Origin of the sequence: Dactylosporangium sp. NBC_01737 (assembly GCF_035963215.1) — a bacterium.
Lineage (GTDB): Bacteria > Actinomycetota > Actinomycetes > Mycobacteriales > Micromonosporaceae > Dactylosporangium.
In genome coordinates this window covers 11,238,283-11,258,830 of the sequence record NZ_CP109153.1, presented here as the reverse complement: position 1 = coordinate 11,258,830, position 20,548 = coordinate 11,238,283, and the positions used below count along the sequence as shown (strand labels likewise).

The 20,548-nt window shown below is 74.2% G+C and carries 9 protein-coding genes; 2 read left to right on the top strand and 7 right to left on the bottom strand.

What is annotated here, in order from left to right; genetic code table 11:
• Window position 1: 1 nt before the first annotated feature.
• From OHA72_RS51855 to OHA72_RS51825, 7 genes are read right to left on the bottom strand one after another with little or no spacing between them, the layout of a single operon-like run.
• On the bottom strand, window positions 2–5,350 hold the full coding sequence (locus OHA72_RS51855) for a non-ribosomal peptide synthetase/MFS transporter (RefSeq protein WP_327003491.1): 5,349 nt from the start codon (window positions 5,348–5,350) through the stop codon (window positions 2–4).
• On the bottom strand, window positions 5,347–11,352 hold the full coding sequence (locus OHA72_RS51850; protein WP_327003490.1) for a non-ribosomal peptide synthetase: 6,006 nt from the start codon (window positions 11,350–11,352) through the stop codon (window positions 5,347–5,349). The genes OHA72_RS51855 and OHA72_RS51850 overlap by 4 nt, the downstream gene beginning before the upstream one ends.
• Window positions 11,349–12,539 (bottom strand): 2-oxo acid dehydrogenase subunit E2, encoded by a 1,191-nt coding sequence (locus OHA72_RS51845; RefSeq protein WP_327003489.1) that lies wholly within the window; start codon window positions 12,537–12,539, stop codon window positions 11,349–11,351. Before OHA72_RS51845 ends, OHA72_RS51850 begins: the two co-directional genes overlap by 4 nt.
• A complete protein-coding gene (locus OHA72_RS51840; RefSeq protein WP_327003488.1) occupies window positions 12,532–13,497 on the bottom strand; it encodes an alpha-ketoacid dehydrogenase subunit beta in 966 nt (321 codons plus the stop codon). Before OHA72_RS51840 ends, OHA72_RS51845 begins: the two co-directional genes overlap by 8 nt.
• The gene (locus tag OHA72_RS51835) at window positions 13,494–14,447 is read right to left on the bottom strand and encodes a thiamine pyrophosphate-dependent dehydrogenase E1 component subunit alpha (protein ID WP_327003487.1); all 954 of its coding nucleotides are present in this window, start codon (window positions 14,445–14,447) and stop codon (window positions 13,494–13,496) included. Before OHA72_RS51835 ends, OHA72_RS51840 begins: the two co-directional genes overlap by 4 nt.
• Window positions 14,428–15,876, bottom strand: coding sequence for a condensation domain-containing protein (locus tag OHA72_RS51830; RefSeq protein WP_327003486.1), 1,449 nt, complete (start codon window positions 15,874–15,876; stop codon window positions 14,428–14,430). The genes OHA72_RS51835 and OHA72_RS51830 overlap by 20 nt, the downstream gene beginning before the upstream one ends.
• Entirely contained in the window at window positions 15,873–17,333 is a 1,461-nt protein-coding gene (locus OHA72_RS51825; RefSeq protein ID WP_327003485.1) for a class I adenylate-forming enzyme family protein, read from the bottom strand. Before OHA72_RS51825 ends, OHA72_RS51830 begins: the two co-directional genes overlap by 4 nt.
• Window positions 17,334–17,461: 128 nt before the next feature.
• Between OHA72_RS51825 and OHA72_RS51820 the strand changes: the two genes are divergently transcribed.
• Complete coding sequence (locus OHA72_RS51820) at window positions 17,462–18,736, top strand: condensation domain-containing protein (protein ID WP_327003484.1); 1,275 nt, start codon at window positions 17,462–17,464, stop codon at window positions 18,734–18,736.
• Between the two features lie 25 nt (window positions 18,737–18,761).
• Window positions 18,762–20,546: a CHAT domain-containing protein gene (locus OHA72_RS51815; RefSeq protein ID WP_327003483.1), complete on the top strand. Its 1,785-nt coding sequence runs from the start codon at window positions 18,762–18,764 to the stop codon at window positions 20,544–20,546.
• Window positions 20,547–20,548: the final 2 nt, after the last annotated feature.

Genomic DNA, 20,548 nt, shown 5'->3' with positions numbered 1-20,548 from the left:
CTCAGGAGGGACGGCGTTCGGCGGCGTGCGCCGCCGCGTCCAGGGCGTGGCGGATGTCGGTGGCCGGCGCGTCCAGCACGGCCAGGCCGACCAGGTCGTCGGCGAGGGCGTCGGGCACCTCGTCGTCGAAGCGGCGCAGCGTGTACAGCCCGGCCGCGGCGATGGCCGCGATGGCCACGGCGAACACGGCGAACATGAGGCCGAGCCCGCGCTGCGGGCCCGTGCCGAACACCAGGCCGGCGCTGCCGGCGAGGGGGCCGCCGTCGCGCAGCAGCGGCCGGAACAGTTCGGCGCCGAACGGTGCGACGATCCCGAACCCGATCGGCATCGTCGACCACGCGATCAGTGTGTTCAGGGAGAACACCCGGCCGTGCAGCCGCTGCGGCACCTTGACCTGGATGATCGTGGTGTACACGCCGTTGAGCAGCGTCAGGGCCAGGGCCATGCCGAGCGCGCCGGCGCCGATGAGGACGAGGTTCTCCCGCAGGCCGGTCACGAGCGCGCACACGGCCAGACCGAGGGTCGCGACGAGGACGCCGAACATCCGCCGGTGCTGCGGCCCGCCCCAGGCGGCCATCACCAGGCCGCCGCCGAACACCCCGAGCGCGGACACGAACGACACCGTGCCGACCTGGCGGAGCTCGCCGAACGACAGCACCAGCGGCGAGATCATCAGGAAGGCCGCGGACAGCGGCACGTTCAGGGCCGCGAACCACAGCAGCATGCGCCGGAAGTTCCGGTTGCCCCAGACGTACCGGAAGCCGCCGGCGATCTCCGCGCGCAGCGTCTCGTGGCGGCGCCACGGCATGGTGGCCGGGAACCGCACCGCGAGGACGACGACGAACGCGACGAGGTAGCTCGCCACGTCGAGCGTGAGGATGCCGCGCAGCCCGATCGTGGCCAGCAGCCCGGCGCCCAGCAGCGGGGCGAGCAGCTGGGCCAGGCCGGCCCCGAGCTGACCGATGCCGGCCGCGTGGCCGAGCAGCCGCTTCGGCACCAGTTGCGGGATCGCCGAGGTGTACGCGATGCGCTGGAACGACAACGCGATCGACAGCGCGACCGTGGCCGGGTAGAGCGCGGCGACGCTCAGGTGCCCGGCCCACAGCAGCGCGGCGAGGACCGCCTGGACTCCGCCGGCGGCAAGGTCGGCGGCGAGCACGATGCGCCGCCGGTCGTGCCGGTCGACGAGCGCCCCGGCGATCGGCAACGTGAGCAGGCCCGGCACGAGGCCGAGTACCGCGAACACCGCGAACTGCGCGATCGACCCGGTGGTCAGGTAGATCCAGACCGGGATCGCGAACTCGGTGAGCGCGGACCCGAACATCGACACCAGCTGGCCGGCGGAGACGGCCGCGAACCGGCCCAGGCTCGGCTGCGGGCCGGTGGCGACGTTGCGGTCGTGCGACACGGCGTGCCGGTACCAGGTGCGCTCCGGTTCGTCGGCCGGCGCCTCCGAGGAGAACATCGGCGTGTCGATGATCTCGGCGATCTCGGCGGCGCGGTACTTCAGGAAGAAGTGGCCGGCCTCCCGCAGCACCACCACGGCGCTGTGGTCGGACAGGAAGTGCCACTCGCGGAACCGTTCCTCGTAGAACTCGGTGGCCGGGTCGCGGGTGCCGACGACGGTGACGAACGAGGCGCGCAGCCGCTCGGCGCCGGTCGCGTACATCTCGGTGTAGTACTGCTCGGCGTCGACGGAGTCGCGGCGCAGGTTGCGCACGATGTGCCGGGCCTCCGCCGGGTCGAGGCCGCCGAGGTCGGCGCCGATCGACGTCAGCCAGTTGTGGTAGACGCGGTCGCTGCGCAGCCCTTCCATCCGCGCGACCTTCGACAGGGTCCGGGCCAGGCGACCGCGCGGGTTGGCGAACGGGAACATCGCGCCGACGTAGACGGCGTGCACGTCGCGGCCGGCCGCTTCGAGCCGCCGCGCGAGGGCCACGGCGAGCGCCGACCCGACGGCGCAGTGGCCGTAGAGGCTGATCGGCCCGGTGATCGTCGCGATGATCTCCTCGACGCAGCGGTCGATGAGTGCGTCGAAGTCGAGCCGGTCCTCGATGATGCCGACGTCGTGGCCGGGGATGGCGACCGAGTACAACGCGTACCGTTCCGGCAGCGCGTCCGCCAGGGGCTGGTACACCACGGCGCTGCCGCCGCCGAACGGCACACACACCAGTGAGATGTCGGCCCGTGGCCGGTTCGGCGTGAGCCGGCGGATCAGCGCCCGCGGACCGTCGGCCGGCCGGTCGATGAGGGCGGCGAGCTCCCGGACCGTCGGGTTCTGGAACAGGTCGATGACGCCGACCGCCGCGCCGGCCTTGCGGAGCCGGGCCACCACCTGCGTCGCCAGCAGCGAGTGGCCGCCGAGGTCGAAGAAGTCGTCGTCGGCGCCGACCGACGGCAGGTCGAGCACGGCCGCCCAGACGTCGGCGACGACCCGTTCGGTCGCGGTGGCCGGCGCGGCGCCACCGCTTGCCGTGCGGACCGGCGCCGGCAGCGCGCGCCGGTCGAGCTTGCCGTTCGCCGACAGCGGCAGCACGTCCAGCTCGACGAACGCGGCCGGGATCATGTAGTCGGGCAGCAGCCGTTTCAGTGTGGCGCGTTGCGGTGCGGCGCCGACCACGTACGCGACGAGCCGCTGGTCGCCGGGGCGGTCCTCGCGGACGATGACGGCGGCGTCGCGCACCCCCGCCTGCTCGCGCAGCACCGCCTCGATCTCGCCGGGCTCGATGCGCAGGCCGCGCAGCTTGACCTGCCCGTCGATGCGGCCGAGGAACTCGATCGTGCCGTCGGGCCGCCAGCGGGCCAGGTCGCCGGTGCGGTACAGCCGGGCGCCGGGCCCGCCGAAGGGGTCGGGCACGAAGCGTTCGGCGGTCAGCCGCGGCCGGCGCAGGTACCCGAGCGCGACCTGGACGCCGCCGATGTGCAGTTCGCCGGGCACCCCGACCGGCTGCGGCCGGAGCCGGTCGTCGAGCACGTGCAGCGTGGTGTTGGCGACGGGGGCGCCGATCGGCACGCGCGAGGAGGAGCCGAGCGCCGCGGCGGTGACGGCCCAGGCGCTGACGTCGACGGCGGCCTCGGTCGGGCCGTACAGGTTATGCAGCTCGGCGCCGGGCAGTTCCGCGAGGCAGCGGCGGGCGAGGTCGGCCGGCAGCTCCTCACCGGAGCAGACGACGGCGCGCAGGGCGGCACCGCCGGACGTGGTCTCCTCCGCGAGGAAGGCGGCGAGCATCGACGGCACGAAGTGCACGACGGTGACGCCTTCGCGGTCCATCAGGGTCCGCAGGTACGACGCGTCCTTGTGGCCGCCGGGCGTGGCCAGGACCAGGCGCGCGCCGATGGTCAGCGGCCAGAAGAACTCCCACACGGACACGTCGAACCCGGCCGGGGTCTTCTGCAGGACCACGTCGCCGGCGGTGAGCCGGAAGCGTTCCTGCATCCAGGTGAGCCGGTTGACGACGCCGCGATGCCCGTTGGGCACACCCTTCGGCCGTCCGGTCGAACCGGAGGTGTAGATGACGTAGGCGGTGTCGCCGGCGGTCGCGACGTCCGGCTGCGGGTCCGCCGGAGCCAGCGCGTCGAGGCGGATCACCGGGAGCGCCTCGCTGAGCCCGGTCGGCGGGTCGAGCACCAGCACGGCACGCAGGTCGGCGTCGGCGGCCATGAACGCCAGGCGTTCGACCGGATACTCCGGGTCGAGCGGCACGTACGCGGCCCCGGTGCGCAGCACGCCGAGCAGCGCGCCGGGCAGCTGAAGCGAGCGGGGCGCGCACACGCCGATCCGCGTGCCCGGCCCGGCGCCCACCGACCGCAGCGCGGCGGCGACCTGGTCGCAGTACCGGTCCAGCTCCGCGTAGCTCCACGTGGCGCCCTCGAACGTCACGGCAGGCGCGGCCGGCGTCGCGGCGACCCGCGCGGCGAACAGGCCGGGGAGGGTGGCAGCGGCGTCGAACGGGGCGGCGGTCGCGTTCCAGGCGGCCTGCGCGGCGCGTTCGCCGTCGTCGCGCAGGTCGAGCGCGGCCGCCGGCGACAGCGGGTCGGCGACGGCGCCGCGCAGCAGCGCGGTCAGATGGCCGACCAGCCGCCGCACGGTCGCCGCGTCGAACAGGGCGGTGTTGTAGATGAACTGGCCCCACAGCCCGCCGCCGGCGGTGTCGCTGACGTACAGCTCGAGGTCGTACCGGGTCGCCCACGCCGTGATCTCGTAGCCGTCCAGGCCGTCGCCGCGGCCCGCGGAGCCGTAGTTCTGCACCGCGAGCAGCGCCTGGAACAGCGGTGACCGGGACACGTCGCGCGGCAGGTTGAGGTCGGCGACGATGCGTTCGAAGGGCGTGTCGGCGTCGGCGTACGCGGTGAGCGCGGTCTCCCGTACCCGCAGCAGCAGTTCGGTGAACGTCGGGTCACCGCTCAGGTCGACGCGCATGACGAGGGTGTTGACGAAGCAGCCGATCACATTTTCGAGTTCAGGGGCGCCGCGGCCGGCGACCGGGGAGCCGATCGTGAGGTCGCTCTGGCGCGCGTGCCGGCCGAGCAGGCAGGCGTACGCGGCCAGCATCGTCATGTACAGCGAGGCGCCGTGATTGTCCGCGAGGGCCCGGACGCGGGCCGCGAGGCCGGCGTCGAGCTCGAACTCGATGCTGCCGCCGTCGTGGGTCAGTTCGGCCGGGCGCGGCCGGTCGGTCGGCAGGGCGAGGGGCTCGACGCCGTCGAGGCGCTGCGCCCACCGGGCGACGCCGGCCGTCGGCCGGTCGCGCTGCCAGGCCGCGTAGTCGCCGTACTGGACGGCGACGGGTGGCAGGTCGCCGCCGTCGTCGTACGCGGTCATCAGCTCGGTCAGCAACAGCGGCACGGACCAGCCGTCGACGGCGATGTGGTGCACGGTCATGGCCAGGATCGCGTGGTCCGGGGCGAGCCGGATCAGCGAGGCGCGCAGCGGCTGTTCGGCGGCGAGGTCGAATCCCCGGGCGTGCAGGGACGAGACCGCGGCCCGGGCGGCGTCCTCGTCGGTGGCGTCCACGACGTCCAGGTCGACGGCCGGTTCCTCGTCGATGACCAGCGTCGGGACCCCGTCGTCCCGTGCCGGGAACCGGGTTCGGAGCGCCTCGTGCCGGCCGACGACGCGGCGCAGCGCCCCGGCGAGGCGGTCGGCGTCGACGGCGCGCCGGATCCGCCTGGCGACCGGCACGAGGTAGGCGCGGTTGCCGGGCGTGTACTGCTCCATGAACCAGAGCCGTTCCTGCGCGTACGACAGCGGCGGCACCGTGCCGGCCGGACGGGTGGGGATGGTCCGGGTCGCCGTACGCCGGCGCAGTCGTTGGGCCAGCAGCGCCTGGCGGGCGTCATCCACGGTCATCGGGTCTCCGCTTCCAGCAGGCCGGCCACCTCGGCGTCGGTGAGTCCGGCCAGGTCGTCGAGCAGCCGCTGCTCGACCGCGGCGGCCAGGTCGGCCAGCCGGCGATGCGTGAAGAGCAGGCGGATGGGCAGGTCGAGATCGGTCATGGCGCGCAGCCGGGCGGCGACGCGCACGGCGAGCAGGGAGTGCCCGCCGAGGGCGAAGAAGTCGTCGTCCACGCCGGCGCCGTCGAGGCCGAGGACGTCGGCCCAGACGTCAGCGATCAGCTGCTCGGCGTCGGTGCGCGGCGGCAAGGTCACCGCGGAGGTGCCGTCCACCGGTGGGGGCAGGGCACGCCGGTCGACCTTGCCGGTGGGCGTGCGGGGGAGTGCGTCGACCGGGATCCAGCGGTCGGGCACCATGTGGGCGGGGAGCTGGGCGGCGAGCCGGGCGCGGAGCGTGTCGGCCGGTGCGACACCGGCCACGTACGCGACGAGGGCGCCGTTGTGGGCGGTCACCACCGCCCCGGTCACGCCCGGGCAGGCGAGCAGGTGGTGCTCCACCTCGGCCGGTTCGATCCGGAACCCGCGCACCTTCAGCTGGTCGTCGAGGCGGCCGGCGAAGTCGAGGCGGCCGTCGGCTCGCAGCCGCACGCGGTCGCCGGTGCGGTAATAGCGCGTGCCGCGCCACGTGACGAACCGGTCCCGGGTGAGGTCGTCCCGGCCGAGGTACCCGCGGGCGAGGCCGGCGCCGCCGAGCAGCAGTTCGCCGTACGCGCCGGGTGGCACCGGTCGCAGGTCGGCGCCGACCACGGCGATGCGTACCCCGGGCAGCGGCACGCCGATCGCCGGCGGGCCGTCGGTGTCGAGGGGGCCGAGGTCGGTCGAGGTGGCGATGATCGTCGCCTCGGTGGGACCGTACGTGTTGACGAGGCGTACGGTGCCGCCGAACCGGGCGTGCCAGCGGCTCACGGCCGCCGCGTGCACTGCCTCGCCGCCGAGGATGACCAGCCGCAGCCGGGGCGGCCAGGCGATCGCGTCGATCTGGGCGACCAGGTCGTGCCAGTAGGCGGTCGGCAGGTCGAGCACGGTGACGTCGGCGCCGCCCGGACCGGCGAGGACGTCGGGCAGGCTGAGCGGGCCGTCCGGTAGGAGCCGCACCGTGGCGCCGGCGCTCAGCGCGGGCCAGATCTCCTCCGCGTGCGTGTCGAACGCGAGCGGCGCGAACTGCACGACCGTGTCGCCGGGTCCGAGCCGGTAGTCGCGGCGCATCCAGTCGACCCGGGCCGCCAGGGCTTCGTGGTCGACGACGACGGCCTTCGGGGTACCGGTGGATCCGGACGTGTACAGCACGTATGCGGCGCCGCCCAGGGTCGCTTCCGCGGGCGTGAGCGGCGGCCACGGTGCGTCCCCGACGGTGAGCACGGCGCCGCTGCCGGCGACGAGCCGGGCGATCCGTTCGGCCGGCTGTGCCGGGTCGATCGGCAGGTACGCGCCGCCGGCGCGCCAGATCGCCAGCAGCGCGACGATGGTGTCGATGTCGCGGTGGGCGGCGACGGCGATGACCCCCGGGCCCGCGGCAATCGATGCTCGCAGCGTGGCCGCCAGCGCGTCGGCTCGGCGGTTGAGGTCGGCGTACGTCAGCGCCCCGGTGCCGCAGCGGACCGCGACCGTGTCCGGCGCCGCGAGGCGGGGCAGCCCGTGCACCGGCGGCGGCGCCGGCCCGTCGGTCGCCGGGGCGGACAGCGAACGCACGAGGGCCTCGTCGCCGGCGGTCAGCAGTGGCAGCGCGCCCACGGCGGTGGCCGGGTCGGCGGCGATGCCGGCGCACAGCACCTCGAACCGGCGCGCCCAGCGTTCGACCGTCGCCGCGTCGAGCAGGTCGGTGTCGTAGCCGAAGACCAGCGACAGGCCGTCAGCCGCCCGCCACGCCTCCAGCATCAGGTCGAACTTGGCGTGGCCGTAGCCGGAGTCGAAGAACGACGCGTGCAGGTCGGCGAACGCCTCGACCGGGGTGCCCTCGTCCTGGGTGTGCAGGATGCACATGGTCTGGAACAGCGGCCCGGCGTCCGGGACGAGCCGCTCGAACGGCACCTCGGTATGGGTCAGAGCGTCCAGCACGCACTCGCGGGCACGGCCGAGCAGATCGGTGAACGGCTCGGCCCGGTCGATCCGGTTGCGCAGCACGACGGTCCGGGCGAAGTAGCCGACGGCCCGTTCGAGCTCGACCCGGTCCCGGGCGGCCAGGGTCGAGCCGACCAGGACGTCGGACTGGCCGGTGTGCCGGGCGAGCAGCACCTGGTAGGCCGCGAGCAGCACGGCGAAGAGGCTGGTCCTGGCGCGGCCGGCCAGGTCCTCGAGGCGGGTGGTGACGTCGGGGGGCAGGTGGGCGCCGAGGAAACCGCCGCGGTGCGTGGGCTCGGCCGGGCGGGGCCGGTCGGTCGGCAGGTCGAGCACGGCCGGGTCGGCGAGCCGCTCCCGCCAGTGCGCGAGATCGGCCTCGGGGTCGCCGTTCGCCGCCGGTACCGGTGGCAGCGCCGCGAGGGGATGCCCGGCGTAGAGCGTGGCGAGGTCTCCACGCAGGACGTTGAGCGACCAGCCGTCACCGGCGATGTGGTGCATGACCAGGCAGAAGACGTGATCGTCCGGGCCGAGCCGCAGTAGCGAGGCCCGCACCGGCGCGCCGGAGCGCAGGTCGAACGGGGCGTTCGTCCTGCGCGCGACGGCGGCGCGGGCCGCCGCTTCGGACTCCACGGCGAGCTCCTCGAACGGCACGGTGGCGGGTCCGACCTCGACGCTCGGATCGCCTTCGATCTCCGGGTAGGCGCACCGCAGCGCGAGGTGCCGGGCGGCCAGTGCGTCCAGGGCCCGCCGCAGCGCGCCGCCGTCGACGCGGCCGCGGAGGCGGAGCACCAGGAACATGTTGTACGAGGCGTCGTGCGGATCGAGGCGCTGCAGGAACCACAGGCGGCGCTGGGCGTCGGTCAGCGGCGCAGCGCCGTCCAGCCAGGCGTCGCCACCGGTGTCGCCCGCAAGGGGGATCCGCCGTGCGAGGGCCTCGACCGCCGGATGGTCGAACAGATCGCGGACGGTCAGGCCGGGCAGCCGCGCCGCGACCTTGGCGGCCAGCAGCGAGTGGCCTCCCAGCGCGAAGAAGTCGTCGTGCGCGCCCACCTCGGCGGCGCCGAACACCTCGGCGAACACAGCGGCGACGCGTGTTTCGGCCTCGGTGCGCGGCGGCACGTACGCGGCGGCGGCGGACGGTCGCGGGTCGGGCAGGGCGGCCCGGTCCACCTTGCCGTTCGGGGTGAGCGGCAGCGCGTCGAGGACCGTGACGGTGGACGGCACGGCGTACGCCGGGAGCGTGCGGCGGGCCGCGTCGCGGATCGCGGCGGGGTCGGCGACGGCGCCGGGGCGGGCCGTGACGTACGCGCCGAGCGCGTCGTCGCGGACCGCGGCGACCGCGGCGGCGACGCCCGGGCAGCCGGCGAGCACGGTCTCGACCTCGCCCAGCTCGATCCGGTGGCCGCGCACCTTGACCTGGGTGTCGAGCCTGCCGAGGAACTCCAGGGTGCCGTCGCCCCGCCGGCGGACGCGGTCGCCGGTGCGGTACATGCGTGCCCCCGCCGGGCCCTGCGGATCGGGCCAAGGGTCGGGCACGAAGCGCTCGGCGGTCAGCCGCGGCCGGCGCAGGTAGCCCAGGGCGACGCCGGCGCCGGCGATGACGAGTTCGCCGGGTACACCGGCGGGGACGGGCCGCATCCGGCCGTCGACGACGTACACGCGGGTGCCCGAAATCGGGCCGCCGATCGAGATCGTCGCCGGTCGCTCGGGCACCGGCCAGGACGTCGACCAGATCGTCGTCTCGGTCGGGCCATACACGTTGGTCAGCCGGCCGACCTTGCCGCGCAGCTCCGCGGCGAGGGTCGCCGGCAACGCCTCGCCGCCGACCAGCGCGGCGGGCACGTCATGGTCGAAGCCGGCGGCGAGGAGCATCCGCCAGCCGGACGGGGTGGCCTGCACGTCGGTGACGCCGTGCCCGGCGATGAGCGCCCGCAACGCCGCGCCGTCGCCGGTCTGCCCGTCATCGGCGACGACGACCCGGCCGCCGCGGCTGAGCGGCAGGTACAGCTCGAGCCCGGAGATGTCGAACGACAGCGACGTGAGCGCGAGCCACACGCGGCCGGCCTGCGGCCCGGTGACATCGGCCATCGCCGCGACGAACGCGGCGAGCGCACCGTGCGGCACGACCACGCCCTTGGGCCGCCCGGTGGACCCCGAGGTGTAGAGCACGTAGGCGGGGTCGTCGGGGGCGGTGGCGGTCTCCGGCGCGGTGGCCGGCGCCACCTCGGCGGGGGCGTCGATCAGCAGCGACGCCGCGCCGAACCGTGCCGCGAACGCGGACTCGGTGAGCACGGTGCCGACGCCGGCGTCCGCGATGACGAACGCGAGCCGGTCGGCGGGGTACGCCGGGTCGAGCGGCAGGTACGCGGCGCCGGCCCGCCAGACGGCGAGGAGCGCGACCACCATCGCCGGGCTCCGCGACAGCCCGACGCCGATCAGCGGTCCACGGCCGCGCAGCCGGGCGGCGAGCCGGTCGACCTCGGCGTCGAGGTCGCTGTAGGTGAGCTCGACGCCGCCGCCGGTGACCGCGACCGCGTCCGGCGCGGACCGGGCCTGCGCCTGGAACAGCTGCGTGATCAGCGGCGTGACGTGCCCGGCGCCGGTGCCGTTCCAGCGGGTCAGCGCTTCGCGCCGCTCGTCGTCGTCGAACCAGCGCAAGTCACCGATCGCGGTGCCGGGCCGGCGGGCCGCGTCGTCGAGCAGGACGAGCAGGCGGCGGATCAGCCGCTGCGCGGTGCCGGGGTCGAACAGGTCGCGGTCGACCGTGAGCACGCCGACTGCGGCCGTGGGGCCTTGGATGACGTCGAGGGAGACGTCGGTGCGGGCGGAGTCGAACGGATGGTCCAGCAACGCGACGTCGAGGTCGCCGAGGCGCGGACGGTCCTGCTCCTGCCGCAGGTACATGATCATGGCCTGGAACAGTGGGGTGCGGCTGCGGTCGCGGGGTGCGCCGATCGCCGACACCACGCGTTCGAACGGGGTGGCGTGGCTCAGCGCGCCGAGCACGGTCCGCCGGGCGACCCGCAGCAGCGCCCGGAACGTCGGGTCGCCCGACAGGTCCGTCCGCAGGACGAGGGTCTCGGCGAAGCAGCCGACGTGGTCGGCGAGGTCGGGGTCGTCGCGGCCGAGGACCGGCGTGCCGAGGCAGACGTCGTCCTGGCCGCTCATCCGGCCGAGCAGCAGCGAGAACGCCGCGACCAGCGCGGTGTAGACGGTGGTGCGCTCGGCCCGGGCCACGGCCTCCAGGCGGCGCAGCAGGTCGACGGGGATGTCGAAGACGACGGAGCTGCCGTGGCCGCGGCGCACCGGGGGCCTGGGGTGGTCGGTTGGCAGCTCCAGGACCGCCGCGCCGGCCAGCCGTCCGGTCCAGTACCCGAGGTCCGGCGCGTCCTCGGTCGTCGCCGGCGGCAGGTCCGGCAGCTTCGGCAGCACGGCCGGGGCGCCGGTGGCGTATGCCCGGTACAGCGCGTCGAGGTCGCGGCGCAGCACCTGCAGCGACCAGCCGTCGGCCGCGATGTGGTGGGCGACCAGGGCGAGCACGTGCCCGTCCGGTCCGGCGTCGATCAGCAGGCAGCGGAGCACCGGCCCGGCGGTGAGGTCGAACGGCCGCGTCACGAACGTGGCGACCAGGTCGCGGGCCGCCTCGAGGCCGGTCGCGACGGCGGTTTCGAGGCGGACGCCGTCAGGCGCCGCGGCCAGCACGGGCGCGCCGTCGAGCAGCTCGACCCGGGTCCGCAGGCTCTCGTGCCGGCCGGTCACCGCGTCGAGCGCGCGTTCCAGTGCCGCCCGGTCCAGGCGTCCGCGCACGTGCATGACGAGCGGCAGGTGGTACGACGCGTCGGCCGGATCCAGCTGGTGCAGGAACCACAGTCGCTCCTGGGCGGCGCGCAGTGCGCTCATCGCGGCTCCTCGTGTGGCGGGTTCTGCAGTGTCCGCGCCAATGCGGCCAGGAACCGGGCCGCTTCGCGGCCGTTGATGACGCGGTGGTCGTAGGCCAGGCCGACCTGGGTCACGGTCCGGGTCGCCGGCCGGCCGTCGTCGTCGAGGTACAGCTCGGGACGCGGGGCGGTGACCGCGACCGCGCACGTCTGCCCCGGGTACACGATCGGTATCGCCAGGCTCACGTGCGCGTCCAGGTGCAGCGTCAGCGTGATGTTCGCGCCGTCGAGGTCGGACTGGCGGAACGTGCCGCCGGCCGCCGTCACCCGGTGCCTGGTCAGCGTCCGGGCGATCTCGGCGATCGTCGCGGTGTCCGCGCCCCGGACCACCGGGACGTAGAGGCCCTCGCCGAGGTCGACGGTGACGCCGACGTGGGCGGCGCCGGACGGGTGCACGGTGGTGCCGTCGTCGTCGAGCCGGGCGAAGCACATCGGTTGACCGGCGTGCACCGACCCGATCGCGGCGACGAACAGCTCGGCGAGGCCGACCGGCCGCCGCACCGCGCGGGCCAGCCGGGGCGCCTGGTCGAGCGCGACGCCGACGTCGATCGTCGTCGCGGTGTAGGCGGCCGGGATGGTGGCGGCGGAGCGTGCCACGGTGCGCGCGACCGCACGCTGGTTGCGGGAGAGTCCGACGGACGGCGCGTCCGCCGCGGACGGCGTCGCGGGCGTGGCGCCGGTGGAACGTTCGTCCATTGTGGACGTGACAACGGCCGGCGCGCCGAGGTGCCGTCCATCCGAAGTGGACGGTGTCGCGGCCAGGGTGTCGATGTCGGCCCGGCGGATGATCGGGCGGCCGAGCGCGACCACGCGCTCCTCGGTGATGCCGAGTTCGGCCATGCGGGCGCGGGCCGGTGCGGTGATCGTCGGACCGCCGGCGCCGGCCGGATGCGAAACCGGTGCCGCGGCAGGGACGGCGGGATCGTCGAGGAGCGCGATGACCTGCCCCGGCGCGATCTCGGCGCCGGTCGCGGCCCGGTGGCGCAGCACACCGCCCGTCGCGGCGGTCAGCTCCTCGACCGCCTTCGACGTCTCCACCTCGGCGACCGGGGCGCCGGCCGCCACCGCCTGGCCGTCGGGGGCGAGCCAGGCGAGCAGCAGATAGCTGTCGTCGTTGGTGTTGAGCTTGGGCACCGCGATCTCAGCCACGGACCGTCCTCACCATGGCGTCGTAGATGGTCTCGGCGCTCACGAGCACCTGACGCTCCAGATGCGGCGCGGCGGGGACGACGGTGTCGGCGGCGTGCACGAGCGTCACCGGCGCGGCCAGGTCCTTGAAGTGGCGCGCGTGCACGTGATGCGCGACCTCGGCGCCCCACGTGCCGCCGGCGGTGCCGTCCTCGGCCACCACCACGTGCGCGACCGGCGGCAGGTCGAGCTTGACCGGGTACAACCGTGACGGCACCACCAGCAGGCCGGCGATCTCCTGCTCGACCAGCAGCATGCGCAGCGCGGCCATGGCACGCTCGGCCATGCCGCCCGCCGCGACGAGGACGAGTTCCGGCGGTTCCGCGGTACCGACGTACGCCACCCCCGCACGCACCCGCACCGTGAACGGGTCGATCACGGTGTGCATCCGCCGGGTGTAGAGGATCTTGTCCTCGACGAACACGCACGGCTGGGCGAGCGCCAGCATCTCGGCGAACACCTCGGCCGCGTCGCGGAACGGCGACATCTCGAACACCGCGAGGCTGGGCACGCCGAGCAGGTGTTTCGTCAGGCTCTGGCTGTGCGTCGGCCCGTAGCCGCGGCCGCCGCCGCTGGGGCAGCGCACGATCAGGCGCATCGGCAGTCGCGTGCCGTACATGGTCACGGACTTCGCGGCGAAGTTCACGAGGGGGTCGAAGCCGAGGGTCAGGAAGTCGGCGAACATGTACTCGACGATCGCGGTGTCGCCGGCGAGGGCCAGGCCGGCCGCGACGCCGGTCATCGCCGACTCGCTGATCGGGGTGGACAGCACCCGGTCCGGGAACCGGGTGGAGAGCCCCCGCGCGACCTTGAACGCGCCGCCGTACGGGTCGAGCAGGTCCTCGCCGATGAGGTACGCCCGCTCGTCGCCGGCAAGGACGGCGTGCAGCGCGGCGTTGATGTTCTCGGCGACCCTCACCGGTCGGCCCACTCGGCGGGCGGGCGGGCCGACAGCTCGGCGACGACGCGGGCGACGCGGTCCCGCTGCGCCCGGTCGAGGTCCGGCGCGGCGGCGGCGAGGGCCGGATACCAGTCGGCCAGTGCCGCGACCTGGCCGGCGGGGCGCGTGTCGTCGCCCTTGCTGTGCGGGCCGAGACGCGGGGTGCGGAACTCGGCGATCAGCGGCGCACCGGCGCGCACGCGAGCGACCAGCGGCGCCAGCTCCGCCCGGATCGTGGCCGGGTCGGTCGCGGTGATCTGCGTGTGGGCCAGGCCGAACGCGGCGGCGCGCCCGGCGACGGTGCCGGCCATGGCGCGTTCGGTGGGCGTCGACTGCGCGATGCCGTTGTGCTCGACCACGACCAGCAACGGCAGGTGCCACAGCGCGGCCAGGTTCAGCGCCTCGTACACCGCGCCCTCGCCCCAGGTGCCGTCGCCGATGTACACGCATGCCAGGGCACCCGGCTTGTGCCGGCGCAGGTGCAGGGCGAGCCCGGCCGCGACCGGCAGGCTCTCGCCCTGCACCCCGGTCGAGAGGTATCCGGGCCGGTGGATGTGCTGGCTGCCGCCGACGCCGTGGCACACGGCTCCCGCCCGGCCCATGATCTCGGCGAGGAGTCCCTCCGGATCGTCGAACCGCGCGAGGTAGTGGCCGTGACCGCGGTGGTTGCTCAGCACGTGGTCGTCCGGTTCGAGCAGGCCGCTCACGGCGACGGGCACGTACTCCTGGCCGAGGCAGGTGTGCGTGGTCCCGGACAGCTCGCCGCGCGCGAACAGGTCGAGCAGCGCCGTCTCGAAGTGCCGGATGAGCAGCATCGCCGCCCGGTCGGCGACTGCCCGGTCGGAGACTGCCCGGTCCGTGGCTGTCCCGTCCGTGGCTGCCCGGTCGGCGGCCGTCTTGCCGGTGGCTTCAGCGGTCGCCGGCGGCATGCACGACTCCGTTGACCGTCGGGTGGTCGAAGAACGTGTCGATGTCGACGTCGAGGCCGAGCGTCCTGCGCATGCGCGCAATGATCTGCGTCGCGGTCAGCGAGTCGCCGCCCAGGTCGAACAGGTCGTCGTCGGGACCGATGGCGTCGTTGCCGAAGACGTCGCGCCAGATGGCCAGGACCGGCTCGACGAGCTCACCGCCTCCCGCCGGCGCCGGCTCGGACTCCTGCGCCCCGACCGCGACGGGTGGTGCGGACGCGTCCGAAGTGGACAGGTCGCGCACCCGGGTCGCCGGGGCGGCGGCGACCCGGGTGAGGACCTCGCACAGGTCCTCGGCGAACCGGGCGGCGACCGGCGCCGCTGCGGTGGAGTAACGCAGCCTCGCGGTGACGGTCGCGCCGTCGTCGACTGCCTGCAGTTGCAGGTCGCCCCGCACGCTGCCGGCGAACGCCAGCCAGTCGACGTCCGCCGGGGCGCCGTCGAACCGTGGCGCGGCGCCGATGCGGCGGTAGCTGACGGAGACGGGCGCGACGGCGGCGTGCGGCCGCAGCCGGCGCACCGCACGCGCGAGGGGCACCGACCGGTGCGGGTACATCGCGCGGAGCGTGGCGCGCACTGCCGCGGCGAACTGCGCGAACGGGGCGTCGGGGTCGGACTGCGAGTCGACGGGGAGCTCCGTCGCGTACGGGCCGACGGTGCCGGCCGGGCCGGGCTCCCGGGTGGACAGGTCGACGCCGGTCGTGACGCGCGGGTTGCCGTACCCGGCGAGCGTCGCGTGGATCGCGGCAAGGAGCGTCTCGAACCGGGTCAGCCCGGGCAGGTCGGGTAATGGCGGCTTGAACGCGTGCACCTGTCCGGGGCCGTGATCGCGTCCGGTCAGCACGCGGTCGCCGACGAGCGCGGGCAGCGGCTCGGCCCACCGGCCCTCCCAGAACGCGGCCGCCGCGGTCCGGCCGGCGGCCAGCCGTGCGGCGTCGGCGGCCAGCTCGTCCTCGGCGGTGCCGGGTAACGGCGCCGGGATCTCACCGGCGTAGAAGGCGGCGAGATCGCGCAGCAGCACCTCCTTGGACTGCCCGTCGAAGACCAGATGGTGCGCCGTGACGAGCAGCGTCCGGCCGAACAGCGCGAACCGGACCAGCGGCCCTTCGGCGAGGTCGAACGGGCGCGCGATCTCCTCGCCGGCCGGCTCGCCCGGCCCGCGCAGCGCGGCACGCGCAGGCGCGCGGGTGAGGTAGGCGACGCCGTCGCGGTCGACGACGGCGCTGGACAGCAGCGCGTGCCGTTCGACGACGGCGGCGCACGCCTTGGTCAGCAGGCCGACGTCCGGGTCGTGGGCGAACGTGACGGCCAGCGGCATGTGGTAGGCGGTGGGGGCGGCGCCGGCCGCGGCGACCCACATGCCGTGCTGCGCCGCGGATGCCTGGATCATGTCAGGCTCCTTTGCAGGGATCGTTTGTCGACCTTGCCGCCGCGGTTGCGTGGAAGCTTGTCCACGGCGTGGACGCGGGAGGGGATCTCATGCGGCGCGAGGCGCTCGGCGAGGAACGCCCGCAGCGCCGATGGGGTGAGCGGCGTGTCGCCGCTGACCACGATCACGGCGGCCAGCTCGACGCCGAGCACCTCGTGCGGCAGCCCGACGACGGCGGCGTCGGCGACCGCCGGATGCTCGTGGATGGCGGCCTCGATCTGCAGCGTCGACACGCGATGGGCGCCGGTCTTGATCACGTCGCTGTCCCGCTCGACGAGGTACAGGTAGCCGTCGGCGTCGAGGTAGCCGACGTCGCCCATCCGGACCCAGCCGTCCTGGACGTCGTGCCTCGTGGTGCCGCTCCCGCCCCCGAAGTACGTGCGCGCCGGGGCGGGCGAGCGCATCCAGACGGCGCCGGTCTCGCCGGTCCCGCAGGGCCGCCCGTCGTCGTGCAGGACGCGCAGGCCACCGCCGGCGATCGGCCGGCCGACGCTGCCCGGGCGCTCCGGGTCGTACGTCATGGCGGTCTGCGCCGGGGCGGCCTCGGTCGAGGTGTAGTAGTTGACGATCGTCGCGTTCGGGAACGCTGCCGAGAGGCGCGCGGCGACCGGCGCCGGCAGCGGCGCGGCGGCCGAGCCGAGCAGCCGCACGCTGCTCAGGTCGTGGCCGCCGGCCACGGTGAGCAGCTCCATCGCCATGGCCGGGACCACGAACACCGTGCCGGCGGACCAGCGTGCGATGGCGCGCGCGAAGCGCAACGGGGTGAACTGCGGCACCGTCACCACGGCGGGGTGGGCCAGCAGCGCGTTCATCAGCATGACCTGCGCCGCGTTCGTGCCGATCGCGAACGCGTGCAGCAGGTGGCGCGAGTGCCGGAACGGCCGGTGCCGGGCGCCCGACCCGTACGTGACGTTGGCGTGGCTGGCGGCGACACCCTTGGGCTTCGCCGTCGTGCCGGACGTGTACAGGATCTGGGCCAGACCGTCCGGTGTGGACAGATCCTCGCCGCACCGCGCGCCCGCGCCGTCGTCGACCGCGAGGGTCCATCCACCGGTCCCGCCGGGCGCGTCGCCCGCGTGCACGAGGCCGGCGGCACCGCAGTCGGCGAGCGCGTGCGCCAGCTCCGCGGGTGCCGCGTCGCCGGGGACCGGCACGGCGACCCCGCCCAGGCGCTGCACCGCCACGTATGCGACCGCGTAGTCGAGCCACTCGGCCGCGCCGAACCGCAGCCCGACGCGATCGCCCGGCGCGACACCACGCTGCCGCAGCCGCTCGGCGAGGTCGGCCGCACGGCGCTGCCAGGTGCCGAACGTCAGGGCGCCGACGCCGTCGACGACCAGCGCCTCGCGGTCCGGCTCCGATGCGGATCGGTCGGCGAGGAGACGTGGAACCGTTGTCGGACCCGCGTGCAAAACCACGGCAACAGGGTTGCATGGCGCAGTGATGTACTGCAATATTTCACGCAGCCTACTTTAGAAACTGGACTGGAACCGGAATGAACTCGACTCGACGTGGGCCGCTCACCTGCGCGCAACGTGAGTGGTTCATGGACGTCGGTATCGACGCGGACACGCCCTGGTCGTACGCCACGAATTTCGCGACCGTGGTCGACGGCGCCGCCGCACGGTTGGGCGTCGTGCTGGCCGCGATCGGTGACCTGCTCGACCGGCACGAGGGGCTGCGGACGCTGCTGCCCACGACCGGCGCCGGCGGTCGCGAGCAGCACGTGCTCCCGGCGGCCGAGCGGCTCGGCGAGGTGGTGCGGGTCGCGCCGGCCGGCCCGGAGGCGGACCAGGCGATCGCGGCGGCCGCGGCCACGGCGTTCCGGCTCGCGGAGCAACAGCCGGTGCTGTTCGTGCTGGAGGTCGCCGCCGGCACCGTGCACCGCATCGGCATCGTCGTCGATCACTCCGCGGTCGACGGATGGGGCATGCGGGTGCTCCGCGGCGACCTCATGCAAGCCTTGCGGAGCCGCACGAGCGGACGAGCGGCGTTCGCCGGCCGCCCCGCGCCGGAGCAGCCCCTGGAGACGGCCGAGTGGGAGGCGTCCGAACCGGGCCGGTCCTACGCCGAGCGCGCCGAGACCCACTGGCGCCGCCAGCTGGACGCGCTGCGCGACGGGCTGACCGGCTGGCGCCCGGACGGCGGGACCGCGCCGCCGGACCCGGTGCTCCAGTCCCGGTGGCTCGCCTCGGCGCACGCCGCCCGAGCCGCACAGACCGTCGCCACCCGCACCGGGCTGCCGGTGTCGGCGATCTACCTGACCGCGTTCGGCTCGGCGATCAGCCTGGTCGAGGGTTCGCCGTGCGCCGGCATCCGGTCGCTGGCCGCGAACCGGCTGTCGGCGGCCACGCAGGCGTCCGTCCGCAAGGCGGTCATGCCCGTACCCGTCCTCGTGCCGGGGACCGGCGACCTGCCCGCCCGGCTGGCAGCCACCGCCAGCAACCAGCTGCACGGCCACCGGTTCGCCAACCTCGACCCGGCGATCGCCGCCGCCCACGCCGCCGAGGTCCTCGGCGACCTGGCCGGAACGGGAGCGGCCACGGCCCGCTTCAACTACATCGACGCATCCATCGTCGGCAGCGCGGCGAACAGCCGCTCCCTCGGCGCCGAGGCCATCCCGTTCACCGACCCGGCCGTCCAGGACCGGATCACCGAACAGCCCGACCGCCCCGGCGGCTCACGCTACATCCTGTCGGTCCAGCACCGCCCGTCCGCGGCACTGCTGACGATCGCCTGCCACAGCGACACCACCTGGGCACCAGCGGCCGCCGACATGCTCCGGCACGTCGAGGACATGCTGATCCGCGCGTCCGAGTAGGTCCGCCGGTCGGCGGACGCGGCTTGTGCACGACAGCGAGGTGGCCGCCGATGTACGTCGGCAGCAACGTTTCCGGGCGTATGCCGAGTTCCTTGAGGTCCTGACGACTGTCCCACGTCGGACCCATCAGCCGATGTACTCCGGTGAGCATTGCGGCATCCTCCTCGGCATGCCGATGAAGGTCCTCGCTCTGTTCGCCAATCCCAGAGGGACCGACCCGCTCCGGCTCGGAGCGGAGGATCGCACCATCCGGGAATGCATACGGCGCAGCCAGTCCCGCAATGAGATCGAGCTCTCCATCCGGCACGCCACGACGGTGGACGACGTCCGGAGGGCACTGCTGGACGATGACTTCAGTATCGTGCACTTCTCGGGCCACGGCACCCGCCTCGGTCTGGTGTTCGAGGACCATTCCGGCGCTCGGTACATTCCGCCGCAGGAGGCATTGGCCGACCTGCTCGCCGAGTACGCACCGCCGTTGCAGTGCGTCGTGCTCAACGCCTGCTACTCCGTCGGACAGGCCGGGTTCACGTCGCTCAGGCTGCCGTTCACGGTGGCCATGGAGAAGCCGATCTCCGACACCGCGGCGATCGCCTTCACCTCGGCGTTCTACGACTCGATCGGCGCGGGAAAGGACATCGAGTTCTCATACCGGCAGGGTGTGCACGAACTACGCCTGCTGAACAGTCCCGAGCACGCTACGCCGGTACTGCTGCGGCAAGGCGAGACGTGGCACCTGGTGCAATCCGAACCGGATGCCTCCGGCCCGGCCGGACGTTCAGCGCAACCCACCACGAACATCGCCACGCTCATCGGCGTCGCCCTGGACGTGTCGGGCTCGATGGAGGACAGTTTCGACAACCGGGACAGCGACACGCGCAGTCGGCTGGAAAGCGTCCGGGCCTCGCTCGAACGCTTCGCCGATGCGGAGATCGAGCATCGCGATACCGGGCCCACGCCACCCGTCCACATCTTCGCCTACGCGTTCGGCCTCCGCAGCGGCACCGTCTGCGACCTGCTTTCGCTGATGACGGCTGCCGATGGGGTGATGAGCAAGGCGGAGGCTGAGGCGCTGGCAGAGCGTTACGCGGACGAGTTGCGCGCGCAGTACTCCGGCGGGGGCCTCGGAGGACTGGCCGGCGTCGCCCGCGCCTATGGATTGGGCGGCCTGGTCAACCTCGCCGAAGGGCTCGGAAAGCACGAGGTGCAGCGCCGGGTCGCGGTGGAAGTACAGCACCGACTGGCCGGTCGTCTGGACGAGCTTGGCGATACGACCATGGAAGTGTCCGAATTCGCCGAGTTCTGGCGGGGCAGTGCGGCCCGGCTCGGTGATGCCGGGCCACTGATCTACGGCGACACGCCGATGCGTGCGGCGCTGGAGGCCGTCCGCGACCGGTTCGCGCGGGAGCTGCACGAACGCCCTGCCGGACAAACGGCGGCGGTACTGCTGCTGGTATCGGACGGCGATGCCTCGGACGGGGACCCGGAGCCGATTGCCGCACAGATCCGGGACCTGGGCGTGACCATCGTGGCGTGCTACCTGACAAACGTCGATCTGGCCTCGCCCAAACTGGTGCGGGCCACACCCGCGGCCGGCTGGCCGCCCGGCGCGGCCCAGCTCTTTCGTATGGCGTCGCGCCTGGACGCTGACTCGTCGCTGTGCCGCTATCTGCTCACGGAGGGCTGGCAGGTCGAGCCCGACGCGGCCTGCTTCGTGCAGGTCAACCACTCGGTGGCCCTCGACGGGTTCGTCCGGCTGCTGTCGACCCCCGGCACCGGTGAGACCGAGCTGCTGCCGAAGGGCCGGTGATG